This is a genomic window from Aliagarivorans taiwanensis DSM 22990 (assembly GCF_000429505.1).
Lineage (GTDB): Bacteria > Pseudomonadota > Gammaproteobacteria > Enterobacterales > Celerinatantimonadaceae > Aliagarivorans > Aliagarivorans taiwanensis.
Window position 1 is genome coordinate 23,135 of the sequence record NZ_AUBZ01000009.1, and the last position, 16,541, is coordinate 39,675.

Below are 16,541 nucleotides of genomic sequence, written 5' to 3' on the forward strand. Positions count from 1 at the left end.
AGCCTAGTTCCAAGGCTCGCTTTTTTATTGCCCTGTTTAGCTCGCTGGCGAATATGGTAAGCTTGCGCGGTCTTAACACAGGGAGAACCGGGTGAGATCACAACTGCTTGCGCTGCTGCTGACCCTACTATGCAGCTTTGCCCCCAAGGCCGAACAACTTGTTTGGGGCACCGCCTATCCCTTGGCGATTCATCCGGTGGTCGACCCCAGTGTGCCCGGCAGTTTGCTGATCGGAAACCTTGCCTTTGACTCATTGTTTCGCTTTGATACCGAAGGCAAGCTGGAGCCGCGGCTGGTGGAGAGCTGGCAGGCTGAGTCGCCCACCCGCTACCGTTTTCGCCTGCGCGAAGGGGTGAAGTTTCACTCGGGAAATCCCCTGACCAGCGCCGATGTCGCCTGGACCTTTGAGCAGCTTAAAGCCTCGCCCAGCTTTGAGCGCTGGTGGTCACCGATTACCACGATTGAAGCCCTGAATGAGCGCGACTTTGTGGTGGTTACTGACTACCCCTTCTCGATGCTGTTTGTCAGGCTGAGCTTTTTGTTTCCGGCTGATAGCCAGTTTGTGCCGAGTACTGCGCAGCGCCTGTCTGGCACTGGTCCATTCATGCTCAGCGACTACCTGCAAAACCTGCATGCGCGCTTTGAGCAAAACCCCCAGTACTGGGGCGAGATCAGTGGCAATGTCGAACAGCTCAGCTTGATCCCGATTGCCAACAAAGAAGCCCGCGTTGCCAGCTTGTTCTCCGACGATGTCCACTTGGTCGACCATGTTCCGCTGGAGTACGCCCACCTGTTTAACGAAAAACAGCATGTGTTACTGCACCCGGTGAACGGCCAAGACTGGACCGCGATTCAGCTCAATCCTCGCAGACCCTATATTGAGCAGGTGTCGGTGCGCCAAGCGCTCAACTTTGCTATTAACAATCAGGCCTTGGCAGAGTCGATGGGGCCGATGGCCGATACTGCCACCCAGCTTAGCGACCCGGCCTTTCCCAGTTACAACAAGAGCCTGACGCCGCGTTATAACCCGATAGTTGCCAATCAACTGCTGGAAGAGGCAGAGGTGCCCGATGGCACCCGCTTGACGCTGATCTTGCCGCAAAGCTATCAAGAGAAGTACCGGCGATTGGCCGGGCAGCTGCAAAAGATGCTGCTTAGAACCGGCTTCGAATTACAGGTCGAATGGCTGGATGATAGTGGTTATGTGCAAGCGCTGGAGAGCTGTCGCTACGACATGGCGCTGGTGTCACGCCACAGCCTGTCTGGCGATGTGATGACCCTGATGCGAACCATGAAGGTGAGTGACAGCCTCTATCCTCATGTAGGCCGCTGTGGGCCCTATGTTAGTGAGCGCGGCGAGGTGTTGCTGCGCGCTGCCGAGGCGGAATGGCGTTCAGCGGAGCGTGACTTACTGATGCGGCAGCTCGAAGAGCAGCTCTATGATGATGCCCTGCTGGTCCCTCTTTACTGGGAGCAGCGGCTGTGGGCCGCCAGCGCTGAGGTGAGTTTGGGTCCGGTCGGTTTTGCCATGGCCTATCCGCATTTCGATAAGCTGTCGCTGCGCCAAGCCGACGCAGCGGACAAGGCAGACTAGTCGGCTTTAACTTTCAGTGGGGTAGAGTGGCTGGGTGCGCTAAAGGCACGGGCAGTCGCTGTGATGCCGGCTGCATCCAGGCCCAAACGCGCGTGGATCTGCGCTTGCGTGCCCTGTTCGACAAAGCGATCCGGTAGGCCAAGAGCCTTAAACTTCACCGCTAAGCCTTGCTCCAAGATAAACTCCGCTACCGCAGAGCCTGCACCGCCCATCACCGCGTTGTCTTCCACGCTGATAAAGTGGCTGTGGCTTTGCGCCAACTGGACAAGCAAGGTCTCATCCAAGGGCTTCACGAAACGCATATCCACCAAGGTGGCATCGAGCTGTTCGGCTGCTTTGCGCGCCTCGGTGAGCAGGGTACCAAAGCTGAGGATGGCCAGCTGAGAGCCTTCGCGTAGCACCCGCGCCTTACCTATCTCCAACGCCTGCATCGTTTGCTCGATAGGGGTGTTGTCCGCGCCGCCACGTGGGTAGCGCACCGCAGCGGGCGTAGTCATCTGATGGCCAGTGAACAGCATCTGGCGACACTCGTTCTCATCCGCCGGACACATGATTGTCAGGTTGGGGATTGGCCGTAGGTAGCTTAGGTCAAAAGCCCCTTGGTGGGTTTGCCCATCGGCGCCCACCACGCCCGCACGGTCAATGGCGAACAGCACCGGCAGGTTCTGGATCGCTACATCGTGGATCAGCTGATCGTAGGCGCGCTGCAAGAAGGTGGAGTAGATCGCCACCACCGGGTGATAGCCACCAATCGCTAGACCGGCGGCAAAGGTCACCGCATGCTGCTCGGCAATCGCCACATCGAAGTATTGCTGCGGATACTCTTTGGAGAAGCGCACCATGCCTGAGCCTTCGCGCATGGCCGGGGTCACCGCCATCAGCTTCTCATCTTGGGCCGCCATGTCGCACAGCCAGTCGCCAAATACCTTGGAGAAGGTCGGGGCGGTGGCTTTAGCCTTTGGCAGGTCGTGCTTGCTCGGGTCGAACTTGGATACTGCATGGTAGCCAATCGGGTCTTGCTCGGCGGGGGCATAGCCCTTGCCTTTTTTAGTCATCACATGCAGTAACTGCGGCCCTTTCAGGCTACGCATGTTCTTCAATGTTTTGACCAGACCTTTTACATCGTGGCCATCGATGGGGCCGATGTAGTTAAAACCGAATTCTTCAAACAGGGTGCCCGGTACCACCATGCCTTTGAGGTGCTCTTCGGTGCGTTTGGCCAGCTCTTTCAGTGGCGGCATGCCGCTGAGTACCTTCTTGCTGCCTTCGCGCAGGTTTGAGTACAAGCTGCCTGAGAGGATATTGGCCAGAGAGTTGTTCAGTGCGCCAACGTTCTCGGAAATTGACATCTCATTGTCATTGAGGATGACTAGCATGTCGTTATGGATATCACCGGCATGGTTAAGCGCCTCAAAGGCCATCCCGGCGGTCATTGCGCCATCGCCAATGACTGCGGCAACCTTGCGGCCTTCGCCTTCTTTTTGCGCAGCGATGGCCATACCCAAAGCGGCACCGATCGAGGTAGAGGAGTGGCCTACGCTCAGCACGTCGTACTCACTTTCGTCGCGCCACGGGAAGGGGTGCAGGCCATCGAGCTGACGAATGGTCGACATACGCTGGCGGCGGCCGGTGAGGATCTTATGTGGGTAGGCCTGGTGGCCAACATCCCATACCAGCTTGTCAAACGGCGTGTCGTAGACATAGTGTAGGGCCACGGTCAGCTCGACCGCACCCAAGCCTGATGCCAAGTGGCCACTGGATTGGCTAACACTGTTGAGCAAATAACGGCGCAACTCCTCACACAGCTCTGGGAGTTGTTGTTTAGATAGTTTTCTAAGTTGCTCCGGGTAATCCACCTCGGCGAGCAGCGGGTAGTGCTTAATGTCCAGTGTCATAAATTGAGATATGGCTCTTACTGTGATTTTTGCTTACTTATCGCGGTATACGATGTAATCGGCCAATTCGGCGAGCATGGCGCTATTGTAGGGCAAAGTCTCTAAAGCTTGAAGCGCCACAGCCCGCAAACTCTGGGCTTTATCGCGCGCGCCATCCAGTCCTAGTAGAGCAGGATAGGTGCTTTTCTGGAGCTCTGCATCGGAACCTTGGGGTTTGCCTAAGGTTTCGGTATCGGAAGTCAGATCCAGAATATCGTCTTGAACCTGGAATGCCAGCCCAATCGCTTGTGAGTAACGCAGCAAGGCTGCCCGCTGGTCCGCTGGCAAATCAGCACTGATCGCGCCCATGGCAACCGCGGCACTGATTAGCGCACCAGTTTTATGGCGGTGTATCTGCTCCAAGGCTTCCAGGCTAACCTGTTGCTCGGTGGCGGCCATATCCAAGGCCTGGCCACCCACCATGCCCGCATAGCCGGCGGCTTTGCTCAAGGTGGCGACCAGCTCAATGCGCAGCTCAGCGTTCAGGGGCGCTTGGCTTAGCTGCTCAAAGGCAAAGCTTTGCAGGGCGTCGCCGGCCAAAATTGCCGTGGCTTCATCGAAGGCGATGTGACAGGTTGGCTGGCCGCGGCGTAGCTCGTCGTCGTCCATCGCGGGCAAGTCGTCGTGGATCAGCGAATAGGCATGGATCGCTTCCACCGCTGCTGCAACCGGGTCTAAATAGGTCAGCTCCAGTCCCGCTAACTCTCCCACCATATATACCAGCGCCGGGCGCACCCGCTTACCACCGAGCAACAGGCCGTGATGCATGGCGGATTTTAGGCGCGGTTCTAGATCGGGCTGGCGTGTTAGCTGCTCAGCCAAATAGTCGTTGATCCGCTGCTGGTAGGCACCGAGGGCGTCAGCGAGAGAGGCGTGCACAGATTACTCCTGTTCGAATGGGGCTAAGTCTTCGCCGGCTTGTCCCTGACGAAGTATCTTGATCTGCTGTTGGGCGGTGTTCAGTTTACTCTGACTGGCATTGGCCAGACTGATACCTCGTTCAAAACTTTTCAGTGCTTGTTCGAGACTGAGCTCTCCTTGCTCAAGCTGCGAGACAATCTGTTCGAGTTCGTTGAGGTTTTCTTCGAAGCTCATGTTTTCGGGCTTTTTGGCGGCCATCAGTTGATCCTGGCGTGATGATTGCTGGCGCCACGTTAACTCAGGGCGGTATACAGGTCAAACTCGCCACTCAAGTATTTTTTTATTGGTCGATATAAAGTACAACGAAGAGATTCATCTCAAGGTCTTGAATCTTTGAATATAATCACCTTCAACTCCAGCGCTGTACTGGAGTAGTATTAAGGTTTGGGTGGGTTTATCTTTCGGGTTCAAATTATGTTCAGGTTAGACACCGCCAACCTGCGCTTTACTGGCTACAAGGATTAGATTGTGGATTTAGCAACGCTGATAGGCCTGCTTGGGGCTTTTGCCTTCGTCGTGATGGCGATGGTAATGGGGGGAGGAATCGGGATCTTCATCGATATCCCCTCGGTACTGATTGTATTCGGTGGGTCACTGTTTGTGGTGTTGATGAAGTACAACATCGGCCAGTTTATTGGCGCCGTGAAGATTGCAGTGAAAGCCTTTATGTTTAAGGCCGACAAGCCGGAAGACTTGATCCAGCGCTCGGTGGAAATGGCTGATTCGGCGCGTAAAGGCGGCTTCCTGGCACTGGAAGAGGCTGAGATCACCAACTCCTTTATGCAAAAGGGCATCGACATGCTGGTGGATGGCCACGATGCCGATGTGGTGCGCTCCACCTTGGAAAAAGACATCCTGCTTACCTCCGAACGCCACGAGTTCGGTGCCGGTATCTTCAAAGCGCTGGGCGATGTGGCGCCGGCGATGGGGATGATCGGTACCCTGATCGGTCTGGTAGCGATGCTTTCCAACATGGATGACCCTAAATCGATTGGTCCCGCGATGGCGGTGGCCTTGTTGACTACCCTTTATGGTGCGATGTTGGCAAACATGGTGGCGATCCCTATCGCCGACAAACTGCTGCTGCGAGCTGGCGAGGAAAAGCTTAATCGCACCTTGATCCTCGATGCGGTGCTGGGCATCCAAGATGGCCAAAACCCGCGTATTATCGAAGCCATGCTGAAAAACTATCTGCATGAAGGCAAACGTAGCTTGGGTACCGCTGAAGAGTAATCGCTATGGAAGAACCCTGCAAATGTCCCCCTCCCGGGGCGCCGTTATGGCTGGCAACCTTTGCGGATCTGATGTCGCTGCTGATGTGCTTCTTCGTACTGCTGCTGGCGTTCTCAGAGATGGACGTATTGAAGTTCAAGCAGATCGCCGGCTCGATGAAGTACGCCTTTGGTGTGCAAAACCTGCTTGAGGTAAAAGACATTCCCAAGGGCACCTCGGTGATCGCCCAAGAGTTCCGTCCGGGGCGCCCTGAGCCGACCCCGATCGAAACCATCATGCAGCAAACCATCGATATCACCCAGGCCAAACTGGAGTTCCAGGACGGTGAAGATGCCGATGCCGGTGGCGAGCAAAAAGACTCCGGCGATCAAAGTGGTGGCCGCTCACAAGCCCAATCGAGCAGTCAAAGCCAAGAGTCGCAAGCCCAAGAGATCCAAAACCAGCAAGCCAAGCGGATTGCTGAGCAGTTGCGCGATCAGGTGGAAGATGGCGCCATTGAGGTGGAATCGCTGGGTCAGCAGATCATCATTCGTATCCGTGAGAAAGGCGCATTCCCGGCCGGTTCAGCTTTCTTGCAGCCGCGCTTTAGACCGATTATCTACCGGGTTGGCGAGCTGATTAAGGATATTCCCGGGGTGATTACCGTGTCGGGTCACACCGACAACCAGCCAGCGCTGTCTGAGCTGTATCGCTCCAATTGGGACCTCTCCAGTCAACGTGCTGTTTCGGTGGCTCATGAGTTGGTCAAGGTGCCCGGGTTTGAGCTGCAGCGACTGCGGGTGCAGGGCATGGCCGATACCTTGCCGATTGCGCCGAATAATACTGCCGCAAACCGCAGTAAAAACCGCCGCGTTGAGATTGGCATTATGCAGGGCGAGGCGATGATGTCTCAGGAGGTCTCGGTGCAGCCTCAGGCTGACGCTAACTAAGACTCGCGATATCAAGTAGCAGGGAGGCAAAGGCCTCCCTCTTTTTTACATTAAGCTTTCTTTGAGCCATATGTTTTATCTCGGTCGACCGACCCAAAGCGCTGCAAAAGTCTACAGGCGTAGCAGGCAAACTAAACTCAGGGTATAATCCGCGGCCAAATTTACCGGAGCCGATCCCATGAAGTTTAAGTTCATCGTTAAGTTATTCCCCGAAATTACTATGAAGAGTAAGTCGGTGCGCAAACGCTTTAGCAAGATCCTGCAAAGCAATATTCGCAATGTGCTGAGCAACTTAGAGATGGATATCCGGGTAAAACTGGAATGGGACCGACTGATCGTTACCGCCCGCAATGTCGAAGAATCGGACCGCGAACCGCTGGTGGATGCGCTGGGTTGTATCCCGGGTATCCAACACTTCTTGGAAGTGAGCGAGTTTGAGTACACCGATCTACACAACCTCTATGAGATTACCCACGAAGTCTGGAAGGATCGCCTGCAAGGCAAAACCTTCTGTGTGCGCGTTAAGCGCAGCGGTAAACAGGATTTCACCTCCATCGAAGCAGAGCGTTACGTGGGCGGCGGCATCAACCAGTACTGTGACACTGGCGGCGTGAAGCTGAAGAACCCAGACGTAACCATTCGTTTGGAGATCGAAGACAACAAGGCCTTCTTGGTGAAACACCAGCATCCGGGTCTGGGCGGCTTCCCTATCGCCACCCAAGAAAGTGTGCTGTCGCTGCTATCCGGCGGCTTTGACTCTGGGGTATCCAGCTACCAGCTAATCAAGCGCGGTACCAAGGTACACTACTGCTTCTTTAATCTGGGTGGACGTGCCCATGAGATCGGCGTGAAGCAAGTGGCCCATCACCTTTGGAAGCGCTATGGCTCCTCGCACCGCGTGAAGTTCATTGCGGTGGACTTTGACCCGGTTGTCGATCAGATCCTACAAAACGTTGAGAACGGCCAGATGGGCGTAGTGCTTAAGCGGATGATGGTGCGTGCTGCATCAAGTCTGGCGCAGCGTTTGGATATTCCAGCCTTGGTCACTGGTGAAGCAGTCGGCCAAGTATCCAGCCAGACCTTGGTGAACCTTGGGATGATCGACAAGGTGTCAGAGACGCTGATCCTGCGCCCGCTGATTGCCACCGACAAGCAAGATATCATCGACACCGCCCACCACATCGGCACTGGCGACTTTGCGGAGACCATGCCGGAGTACTGTGGCGTAATCTCGCAAAAGCCAACGGTCAAAGCAGTTGAATCGAAGCTGCTGGAAGAAGAGCAGAAATTCGATTTTGGCGTGCTGGATAAGGTGGTGGAAGAGGCGCGGATTATCGATATTCGCGATATTGCCAATGAGAGCGATGAGCAGGTACATCAGGTTGAGACTGTGACCGAAGTGCAACAAGAGCACGCGGTGGTACTGGATGTGCGCGCTCCGGAAGAGGAAGAAGTTGCGCCTCTGGAGCTAGACGACGTAGAAGTGGTACATCTGCCATTCTTTAAACTGGCTACCCAGTTTGGCGATCTGGACCAAAGTAAGCAGTACTTGCTGTACTGTGACCGCGGCGTGATGAGCAAGCTTCAAGCCTTGTACCTCAAAGAGCAGGGCTTTGATAACGTTGGCGTTTACCGCCGCTAAGCCACTTTATCTGCGCTCTGTTACCGGGGTGTTGCGGCGATGTTTAGGATTCGCTAGTCAACACTCCGTGTTTAGCCAACTGGCTCAAGCTTTTAGGGATTTCTCCTGCCGCCCTCCGGCCCTCGGGTTACACTTTTAAGTGAACCACACTGCCAAGTGAACCATATTTCGCGTGAACCATTAATTCGTGTGAGCTAGGAGGGACTGGACTATGAGTGCAATGTTTATGGTAACCGTCAGTGGTGCTGAGCATCCTGAACGACTGCGAGACCTCGCCACACTAACCCACCAGCACCAAGGAAAGTGGGTCAACAGCCGGGTCATTAATCTCGATGGCTATTTTGCCACCATCTTCAAGGTCGAACTGCCCGAAGACCAAGCCGAGCCGCTGCAAGACAAGCTAATCGATTTCCCCGATGTGAACCTGCAGATTCTCCCTTGCCTCGATACCCCGGAAGTGGCCCGTCATACCGTCGCACTGCATGTCGATGCCGAGGACCGTGCCGGTTTGATTCAGGACATCACCTCCTGTCTGGCGCAACACGATGTGGTGGTGGATAAGATGGAGTGCCATCGCTTTCAGGTCGCCGATGCCGCGAGTCTGGTGTTTTCGGCAGCGTTCGAGTTATCGGTACCAGCAAGCCTGGATATCGGCATGATCAAATCCGAGCTGGAAGAGCTCGATGCGGGGCTGAAAGTTAAGTAGCTTAGTGAAACCGCCAGAGCTGGAAGATAGAGCCGCGCTGAGTCGGCTCTATGTCGTGTTAGGCGAGAGAGCTTTCGCTATTGAACTGGGTCACCGCTTTAAGGATGCTGCGGGCGCTGTATTGGCCGACAAACTTGCCGTTCTCGACCACCGGGATCCGGCGGCGTTTGTCCTTTAACAGCTTCTCTGCCACCGCCAGAATGTCCACGTCGGTGCCCAGGGTGTCGACTTCTTCCGTCATAAACTGACCGACATTGCCACCCAAGTGACCGTGATAGGTGCCTTTCAAGATGGCCTGCAGGCAGTCAATCTCGGAGATAACGCCCACCACCTCTTTTCGCTCATTCAGTACCGTCGCGCCCGACACCTTGGCTGTGATCATCAGGTCGATCGCCTCGAACAGCGACGTCTTTGGAGTAACCGTGACCGGGTTAAGGGTCATGTAGTCGATCGCTTTGATAGAACGCAAGGGCATAGTTGCCTCGGCTTTTTGTTGTTAGTGATAACTAATGGTATGCAGAAGAATCGGGTGCTTGTCCAGCAAGTTGTGAAGAAATTGTTATTTTTCTACCGTTTTCAATATGTTTATACCCGAGCAACCTCAAGATGCTTGTTCAGCGAGATTATCCCGCCCCTCAGGCAAGGCACTGTGACGCAGACTTAGCGGTCTAAGTACAGGAACAGTAACGCAGCATGAGGGGTGGGAAAACTCGCCCTTTGGGAGGCGCTCAATGTCCATAGTTCTTCGTTGAAAAAACTTGAAATGGGTCATCATTCCTTCGTATTTTCGCCTCGCCCTATGGACATTGAGTGCCTCTGAATCCTGCATCTTGAGGTAGTTCGGGTATAGAACATGAAGTGGGTAGGGGTTGTGGCTTGGGTATCACGCTACACTAAAGCCAACGCCTCGTAATGCACGCTCAACCTGCAAGGATCGACAATGAGTTTAGGGAAGCTACAACGCTTGTTTGCGCCACGCTCGGTGGCGGTTATTGGCGCAACCAGCCGGGCCAATAGCGCCGGGCGCTTGGTGATGTCTGGCTTGATGAACGGTGGTTTTGCTGGACCGGTGATGCCAGTTAACGCCAAAGAGAAAGCGGTGCTGGGCGTTTTGGCCTACTCACATATCTTGGAGCTGCCACTCACTCCCGACTTGGCGATTGTCTGTTCTGAATCTGAGCAAGCCAAAGCGGAGTTGGCGCTACTCGGTCAGCTTGGCTGCAAAGTGGTGGTGCTGTGTAGCCGCCTCGATGAGCGCGATAAGGCTGAGGTACAGGAGCTGCTGCAGCGCTTCGACTTTCGCCTGTTAGGGCCAGATTCCATCGGTTTGATGATCCCAGCGATTGGTCTGCACGCCTCGCTCGCCCACTGCCCGGCCAAGCCCGGTAAGATTGCCTTTGTCTCGCAATCGGCGGCGGTGTGCACCACGGTGCTTGATTGGGCCAACTACAACCAGATTGGCTTTTCTTCGTTTATCTCGCTCGGCGAAGCGCTCGATATCACCTTTGGTGAGCTGCTGGATTATCTGGGGCGCGATGGCAAAACCCAAGCCATCATGCTGTATGTCGACTCGATTCAAGACAAGCAGCGCTTTATGTCGGCGGCGCGTGCGGCCTCGCGCAATAAGCCGATCTTGGTGATTAAGTCCGGGCGCAGCCAGCAAGGCGCGCTAGCCGCTGCGCTGCACAGCGGTGGTGAAGTGGGGCTGGATGCGGTGTTCGATGCCGCCTTTCGGCGCGCCGGCATGCTGCGGGTCAAAGACTTACATGAGCTGTTTGCGGCAGTGGAAACGCTGGCCTACTCCAAGCCGGTGAAGGGCGAGCGGCTGGCGATTATCAGCAACGGTGGTGGTCCGGGTGTGCTGGCCCTCGATACCTTACTAGAAAATGGCGGCAAGTTGGCGGAGCTGTCTGCCGATACCCTGGCTAAGCTCGACGCTATCTTGCCCACCGGCTGGTCCGGGCAGAACCCGGTGGATATGCTGGGCGATGCCGATCCCAAGCGCTATACCCAATGTCTGGATGTGTTGCTGGAAAGCGGTGACGCCGATGCGGTGCTGGTGATGCACGCCCCGGCCTTGTTCGCCTGTGGTGAAGACAGCGCCCAGGCAGTGATCGACAGCTTTACTCGCCACCGGGCGAGTGGACGCTGTAACCTGCTAACCAACTGGATGGGGGAGCACAGTGCCTATGCCGCACGCGAGCGGCTGAGAAACGCCGGGATCCCCACCTACCGCACACCCGAGGCGGCAGTTGGCGCGTTTATGCATATGGTGGAGTTTCGCCGCAACCAAAAACTGCTGCAGCAAACCCCGCAAACCGTCAGTGAGCTGATTCCGGCAGACGCCGCGCTGCAACGTCAAGAGCTGCAGGGCTACCTCAATAATGGTCGCCAAGTATTGGAGACCCATACCGCCAGTGCACTACTGCAGGCCTATGGGATCAACACCATCGACACCTGGATGGTGAAAAATAAGGCCGAAGCACTGAGTCAGGCCGAGCGCATCGGCTACCCGGTGGCGCTGAAGATCCAAAGCCCAGACATCTTACACAAAGCGGATGTGCACGGCGTCTCGCTCAACCTAAACAACGCCCAAGAGCTGGAGATTGCCGCCGACTCGATGCTGGAGCGGGTGCATCAGGCGTATCCAGAGGCGCAGGTCGATGGCATGTTGCTGCAGCGCATGGCCTTAAGTGCTGGTGCCCAGGAGCTAAGGATTGCGGTGATCTGCGATCCGGTGTTTGGGCCGGCGATCTTTCTCGGTGAAGGTGGCTCGGAATGGGATGAAGCGAAAGATGCCGCCGTGGCGCTGCCGCCTTTGAATATGGCGCTGTCCCGTTATCTGCTAATCAGCGCCATCAAGATGCAGAAGATCCGCGAACGTAATCTGCCCCAGAGCATGGACATGCAGGCGGTCTGTGCGCTGCTTACCCGCATCTCTCACTTGGTGATCGATTGCCCCGAGATCTACCGTCTCGACCTGAACCCGGTGCTGGTGGCGGGTGACAAGGTGACGGTGCTCGACGCCAACATCCAGCTGCGCACCAACGACCAGAGCACCCAACAGCGCCTTGCCATTCGCCCTTACCCCAAAGAGCTTGAGCAACGCTGCAAGCTAAAATCGGGGCTCGAGGTGCTGCTGCGACCGATCCTGCCAGAGGATGAACCACGCCACTTAGCCTTCGATTCCTCGCTTAGCGATGAAGATCGCTATAAGCGCTACTTCGGCGCACGCGGGCAGATGACCCACGAGGAGATGGCCCTGCTTACCCAGATTGATTATGCCCGGGAGATGGCTTTTATCGCTGAAGATCGCCAAGCACCGGATGATCGCGCGATTCTGGGGGTGGTGAGAGCAACCATCGACCCCGACAACATCGAAGCCGAGTTCGCCATGGTGGTGCGCAGTGATATGCAAGGACAAGGCTTGGGCTCGCGCCTGCTAAGCAAGCTTATCGATTACTATCGCGCCAAGGGCACCGAACGAGTCAGCGGTATCACCATGATCCAGAATCGCGGAATGGCGGGGCTCGCCAAAAAGCTTGGCTTCAAGGTACGTATGGACTTGGAAGAAGGGGTGATCGAGATGAACTTACAACTGGTGGAGTAGCGGCTACTCGCGCCAGCTGTTTACCCAAGGCTGCGGCGAACTTGGGCACTAACTCTTGATGACGCCGATGCAGCAACATGTAGGCAGAACGGATACTCAGAGGACGCTTTAGACAGGTTTTAAGGTGCTCGCGCTGTAACGAGAACACCCGCTCCACCACTTCCAAGGGGGCCGGAAAGTAGTCTGCCCGGCCGCGCCGTAACATATCGAATATTTTGGTCGGTTCAATGACCTGCTCGTGTCCGACTCGTGACAGCGCATATACCTGCTCGAAATACTGCCAGCCGATAATGCCCACCGGCTTGCGATAAGGGAGCTGATCCGGTTTAGGACAGTGGTTGTTCTTATTGGTCCAGTACCAGACCTCGGACTGAAACAGTGGCTGATCAACTAACAGTAAATTGGCTGAAGGGCTCTTGCCGGGCGAGCGCACACGCAGCGCCTCGCCATCGAGGTCTCCGGCATTGGCTTGGCGGGAGGCCCGCGCCGCAGGTAGATCGACAAACTCGATCTGGTAGCCAAGTTCCAGCCCCGCGTTAGAAATCGCTTGATGCGCGTGCGGGTAGAGCGCCCGCAGTTGCTTGATGCTGGCCAGTCGCAACACTGGCAGCTCGGCACTCAAGCTCGCTTGCGAAGTGATCAGCAAAGCAATAATAAACAGGCGCTTACAGTAAGCGAACCACGACAACAACAACGTCCCCTTGTGATCTCTGTGGTTTATCGACTTTAGTCCAATAGCTGAGGCTTAAGCTTAGCCACTAAGCTAAGCCAAGCACGATGATACAGCCCGACTATGTCGATGTATTGCTATCGTTATTTACAGAGTGATAGCGGATTCATCACTGTAGAGAGCCGATTTCTGTTAAGCAACCACTCAATAATGTCGGTGTGATGCCGCGAAACCGCTAACCAGCCCGCATGCAGTGGGTGTAACCAGCAAGAACTAACCCTGAGAGATGTGCAGATGGACATGCCCAGTGAACACGACCTAGCTGATACCCCCACCAACCGTGACGACGCCTACCAGCAGCTTGAGCAGATGCTGCTGCAGAGCTTTGAACCGGAGCAGGTGCTTAGCGGCGAAACCGAAACCCTCGCCTTTGGCACCGACGCCAGTTTTTACCGGCTGATCCCCAAGCTGGTGGTCAAGCTGCGCTCCTTGGCCCAGCTAAAATGGGTGATGGCTTGCTGCCGTGATTTGTCGTTGCCCTTTACCTTTCGCGCGGCGGGCACCAGCTTGTCGGGTCAGGCAATCAGCGATTCGGTGTTACTGCTGCTTAGCGATGATTGGACCGGCCATCAGATCCTTGAAGAGGGACAAGCCATCCGCCTCCAGCCCGGTGTGATTGGCGCGGATGCTAACCGCTATTTGGCGCCCTATCAAAAGAAAATCGGCCCGGATCCGGCCTCGATTGCCGCCTGTAAGATTGGCGGGATCGTCGCCAACAATGCCTCGGGGATGTGCTGTGGCACTGCCCAAAACAGCTACAACACGTTAAAAAGCATGCACTTGGTGCTGGCGGATGGCAGCGAGTTGGACACTGCCGACCCGCTTAGTGTGCAGCGTTTTCGCTTTTCTCATGGCGGGTTGTTACAAAGCCTTAAGCAGCTAGCTGAACAAACGGTGGCCAACAAAGAGCTGCGTACGCTGATTCAGCACAAGTACCGCCTGAAGAACACCACCGGCTACAGCCTGAACGCACTGATTGATTATCAAGACCCCATCGATATCCTGACTCACCTGATGGTGGGCTCGGAGGGTACCCTAGGCTTTATTGCCAGCGTGACCTATCAAACCGTCGATGACCATCCCCATAAAGCCTCGTGTTTGTTGGTCTTCGACAATAACCAACAGGCCTGTGAGGCAGTCAAAACCTTGGCCGCTAAGCCGGTATCGGCGGTGGAGCTGATGGATGGACGGGCGCTGGCTTCGGTGGCCGATCAGCCCGGTATGCCAGATTTTATCCAGCACTTAGACAAGCAAGCCTGCGCCCTGCTGGTGGAGGCACGCAGCAGCAGCGCCAGCGGCCTAACCCAGCGTTGCAATGCGCTAATCAAAAGTCTGGAAGCGCACCCACGCCGCAACGAAGTCGCGTTTACCCCGCTGGAGCAGGAATACAGCCGACTATGGGCTATTCGCAAGGGCCTGTTCCCCGCGGTGGGGGCGGTGCGAGCCACTGGCACCACGGTGGTGATTGAGGATGTTGCCTTCCCGATTGAGCATCTGGCTGAAGGCGTCGAGGCGCTGCAACAGCTGTTCGTTGAACATGGCTACCAAGAGGCGCTGATCTTCGGTCATGCACTGGCGGGCAACCTGCATTTCGTGTTCACCCAAAGCTTTGATACGCCGGAAGAGGTGGCACGTTACGACGGCTTTATGCAGGCGGTCAGTCAGCTGGTGGCGGTGGATTATAAGGGCTCCCTAAAAGCGGAGCATGGCACTGGGCGCAACATGGCTCCCTTTGTGGAGTTGGAATGGGGCGAGCAGGGCATGGCCTTGATGCAGCAGATCAAGCAGCTGTTTGACCCGCAGGGCCTGCTCAACCCAGGGGTGATCCTCAACCCTGACTCGCAGGCGCACATTCGAAACTTAAAGCCGATGCCCGCCGCCGATAGCTTGGTGGATAAGTGCATCGAGTGCGGCTTCTGTGAGGCGGTCTGCCCCTCGCGCAAGCTTAGCCTGACTCCTCGCCAGCGGATTGTTATCTACCGTGAGATAGCTGCCCTGAGGCGCAGTCAGGAGCAGCCTGAGCGCTTGGCGAGGATGGAAAAAGACTTCAAGTATCAGGGCATCGATACCTGCGCGGCAGTAGGCCTGTGTGCCGATCGCTGCCCGGTGGGGATCAACACCGGCGATCTGGTGCGCAAGCTGCGGGCCGAGGCGCAACAAGGGGGCCGCGGCGAGACCATCGCGCGCTGGAGCGCCAAGCACTTTGCCGGTCTTGCCAGTGGTGGCCGGGTCGGTCTGCAGTTGATGGATTTCACCCAGCAGCTACTGGGCGAAAAGGTGATGGGCAAGCTCACCCATGGGGCCGGCAAGCTGACCAAGCAGCCAGCGCTGCAGCAATGGAGTCCGGCCTTCCCTAAGGCTGCAGCCAGCTTCAAGCCCAAGCGGGTGTTCCACCCCGACAAGGTGGTGTATTTTCCTTCCTGTGCGTCACGCACCATGGGGCCGCCGGCTGACGCGCTTGATCAACGCTCACTGCAAGAGGCCACCTGCTCGGTGCTGGAAAAGGCTGGCTTTGAGGTGATTGTTCCCGAGGGGATTGGCGGCAGCTGCTGCGGCTTGCCCTATCACAGCAAAGGCTTTGCCGCGCAAAGTGAGGCGAAATCCAAGCAGCTGGAAGCGCTGCTATGGCAGGCCAGTGAGCAAGGTCGCTGGCCAGTGCTGATGGACACTAGCCCCTGTGCCAAACGCAGCCAAGAGCAGTTTACTCAAGATATGGCGATCTACGAGCCGGTGGGCTTTATCTACCAGCACGCCTTGCCACGGCTGGAAATCTTGCCGTTGCAGCAGCCCATCATGTTGCATCTGACCTGTAGCTCGCGGCGGATGGGGGTTGAACAGGCCTTTATGGGCTTGGCCAAGGCCTGTGCACCTGAGGCGGTACTGCCAGAGCAGATCTATTGCTGCGGCTGGGCGGGCGACAAAGGCTTCAGCCATCCAGAACTTAATGCCAGTGCCCTGGAGCGCTTACGTGAGCAAGTGCCGGAAGGTTGCTCGCGCGGCTACAGCAATAGCCGCACCTGTGAGATTGGCTTAATGAAACACAGCGGTATTCCCTATCAATCGATTGTCTATCTGGTCGACGAGGTCAGTCTATGAACCCACAGGCACTGCTTAAGCCTATTGAGTCGCAGCAAAAGGCAGAACAAGCCGTTACTACATCACGTAATAGCAAGTGGCTGGCGAAACGTCGACGGCGGCGCGAGCCAGCCAGAGAATAGGAAGAGCTCACCTTGGGCGTGAAC

The 16,541-nt window shown here is 56.1% G+C and carries 12 protein-coding genes; 7 read left to right on the forward strand and 5 right to left on the reverse strand.

What is annotated here, in order from left to right:
- Positions 1–91 precede the first annotated feature (91 nt).
- Positions 92–1,594: an ABC transporter substrate-binding protein gene (locus G462_RS0107670; RefSeq protein ID WP_026958484.1), complete on the forward strand. Its 1,503-nt coding sequence runs from the start codon at positions 92–94 to the stop codon at positions 1,592–1,594.
- Here the strand turns inward: G462_RS0107670 and dxs are convergent.
- Genes dxs through G462_RS0107685 form a run of 3 tightly spaced genes read right to left on the reverse strand, consistent with a single transcriptional unit; the run spans position 1,591 to position 4,647 of the window.
- Complete coding sequence (dxs, locus tag G462_RS22040; protein WP_051326601.1) at positions 1,591–3,489, reverse strand: 1-deoxy-D-xylulose-5-phosphate synthase; 1,899 nt, start codon at positions 3,487–3,489, stop codon at positions 1,591–1,593. The genes G462_RS0107670 and dxs overlap by 4 nt on opposite strands.
- Positions 3,490–3,522: 33 nt before the next feature.
- On the reverse strand, positions 3,523–4,407 hold the full coding sequence (gene ispA, locus G462_RS0107680; RefSeq protein WP_026958485.1) for a (2E,6E)-farnesyl diphosphate synthase: 885 nt from the start codon (positions 4,405–4,407) through the stop codon (positions 3,523–3,525).
- A gap of 3 nt (positions 4,408–4,410) precedes the next feature.
- Complete coding sequence (locus G462_RS0107685) at positions 4,411–4,647, reverse strand: exodeoxyribonuclease VII small subunit (protein ID WP_026958486.1); 237 nt, start codon at positions 4,645–4,647, stop codon at positions 4,411–4,413.
- A 270-nt stretch (positions 4,648–4,917) separates the two neighbouring features.
- Between G462_RS0107685 and pomA the strand changes: the two genes are divergently transcribed.
- The 4 genes from pomA to G462_RS0107705 all read left to right on the forward strand — a co-directional run bounded on the left by pomA (position 4,918) and on the right by G462_RS0107705 (position 8,959).
- On the forward strand, positions 4,918–5,682 hold the full coding sequence (pomA, locus tag G462_RS0107690) for a flagellar motor protein PomA (protein WP_026958487.1): 765 nt from the start codon (positions 4,918–4,920) through the stop codon (positions 5,680–5,682).
- Between the two features lie 5 nt (positions 5,683–5,687).
- On the forward strand, positions 5,688–6,611 hold the full coding sequence (locus G462_RS0107695; RefSeq protein ID WP_035477170.1) for a flagellar motor protein MotB: 924 nt from the start codon (positions 5,688–5,690) through the stop codon (positions 6,609–6,611).
- A 178-nt stretch (positions 6,612–6,789) separates the two neighbouring features.
- On the forward strand, positions 6,790–8,253 hold the full coding sequence (gene thiI, locus G462_RS0107700; protein WP_026958489.1) for a tRNA uracil 4-sulfurtransferase ThiI: 1,464 nt from the start codon (positions 6,790–6,792) through the stop codon (positions 8,251–8,253).
- A 211-nt stretch (positions 8,254–8,464) separates the two neighbouring features.
- Positions 8,465–8,959 (forward strand): glycine cleavage system transcriptional repressor, encoded by a 495-nt coding sequence (locus G462_RS0107705; RefSeq protein WP_026958490.1) that lies wholly within the window; start codon positions 8,465–8,467, stop codon positions 8,957–8,959.
- A gap of 58 nt (positions 8,960–9,017) precedes the next feature.
- On the opposite strand, the gene G462_RS0107710 is transcribed toward G462_RS0107705, so the two are convergent.
- The gene (locus tag G462_RS0107710) at positions 9,018–9,434 is read right to left on the reverse strand and encodes a CBS domain-containing protein (protein ID WP_026958491.1); all 417 of its coding nucleotides are present in this window, start codon (positions 9,432–9,434) and stop codon (positions 9,018–9,020) included.
- 465 nt (positions 9,435–9,899) lie between these two features.
- Between G462_RS0107710 and G462_RS0107715 the strand changes: the two genes are divergently transcribed.
- Positions 9,900–12,569, forward strand: a complete 2,670-nt coding sequence (locus G462_RS0107715; protein ID WP_026958492.1) for a bifunctional acetate--CoA ligase family protein/GNAT family N-acetyltransferase — start codon at positions 9,900–9,902, stop codon at positions 12,567–12,569.
- Here G462_RS0107715 and G462_RS0107720 read toward each other — a convergent pair.
- Entirely contained in the window at positions 12,508–13,257 is a 750-nt protein-coding gene (locus G462_RS0107720; protein WP_157378576.1) for a hypothetical protein, read from the reverse strand. The two genes, G462_RS0107715 and G462_RS0107720, sit on opposite strands and share 62 nt — an antisense overlap.
- A 276-nt stretch (positions 13,258–13,533) precedes the next feature.
- Here G462_RS0107720 and G462_RS0107725 point away from each other — a divergent pair, with 276 nt between their 5' ends.
- Entirely contained in the window at positions 13,534–16,395 is a 2,862-nt protein-coding gene (locus tag G462_RS0107725; protein WP_342664475.1) for an FAD-binding and (Fe-S)-binding domain-containing protein, read from the forward strand.
- The last annotated feature ends 146 nt before the right edge of the window (positions 16,396–16,541 follow it).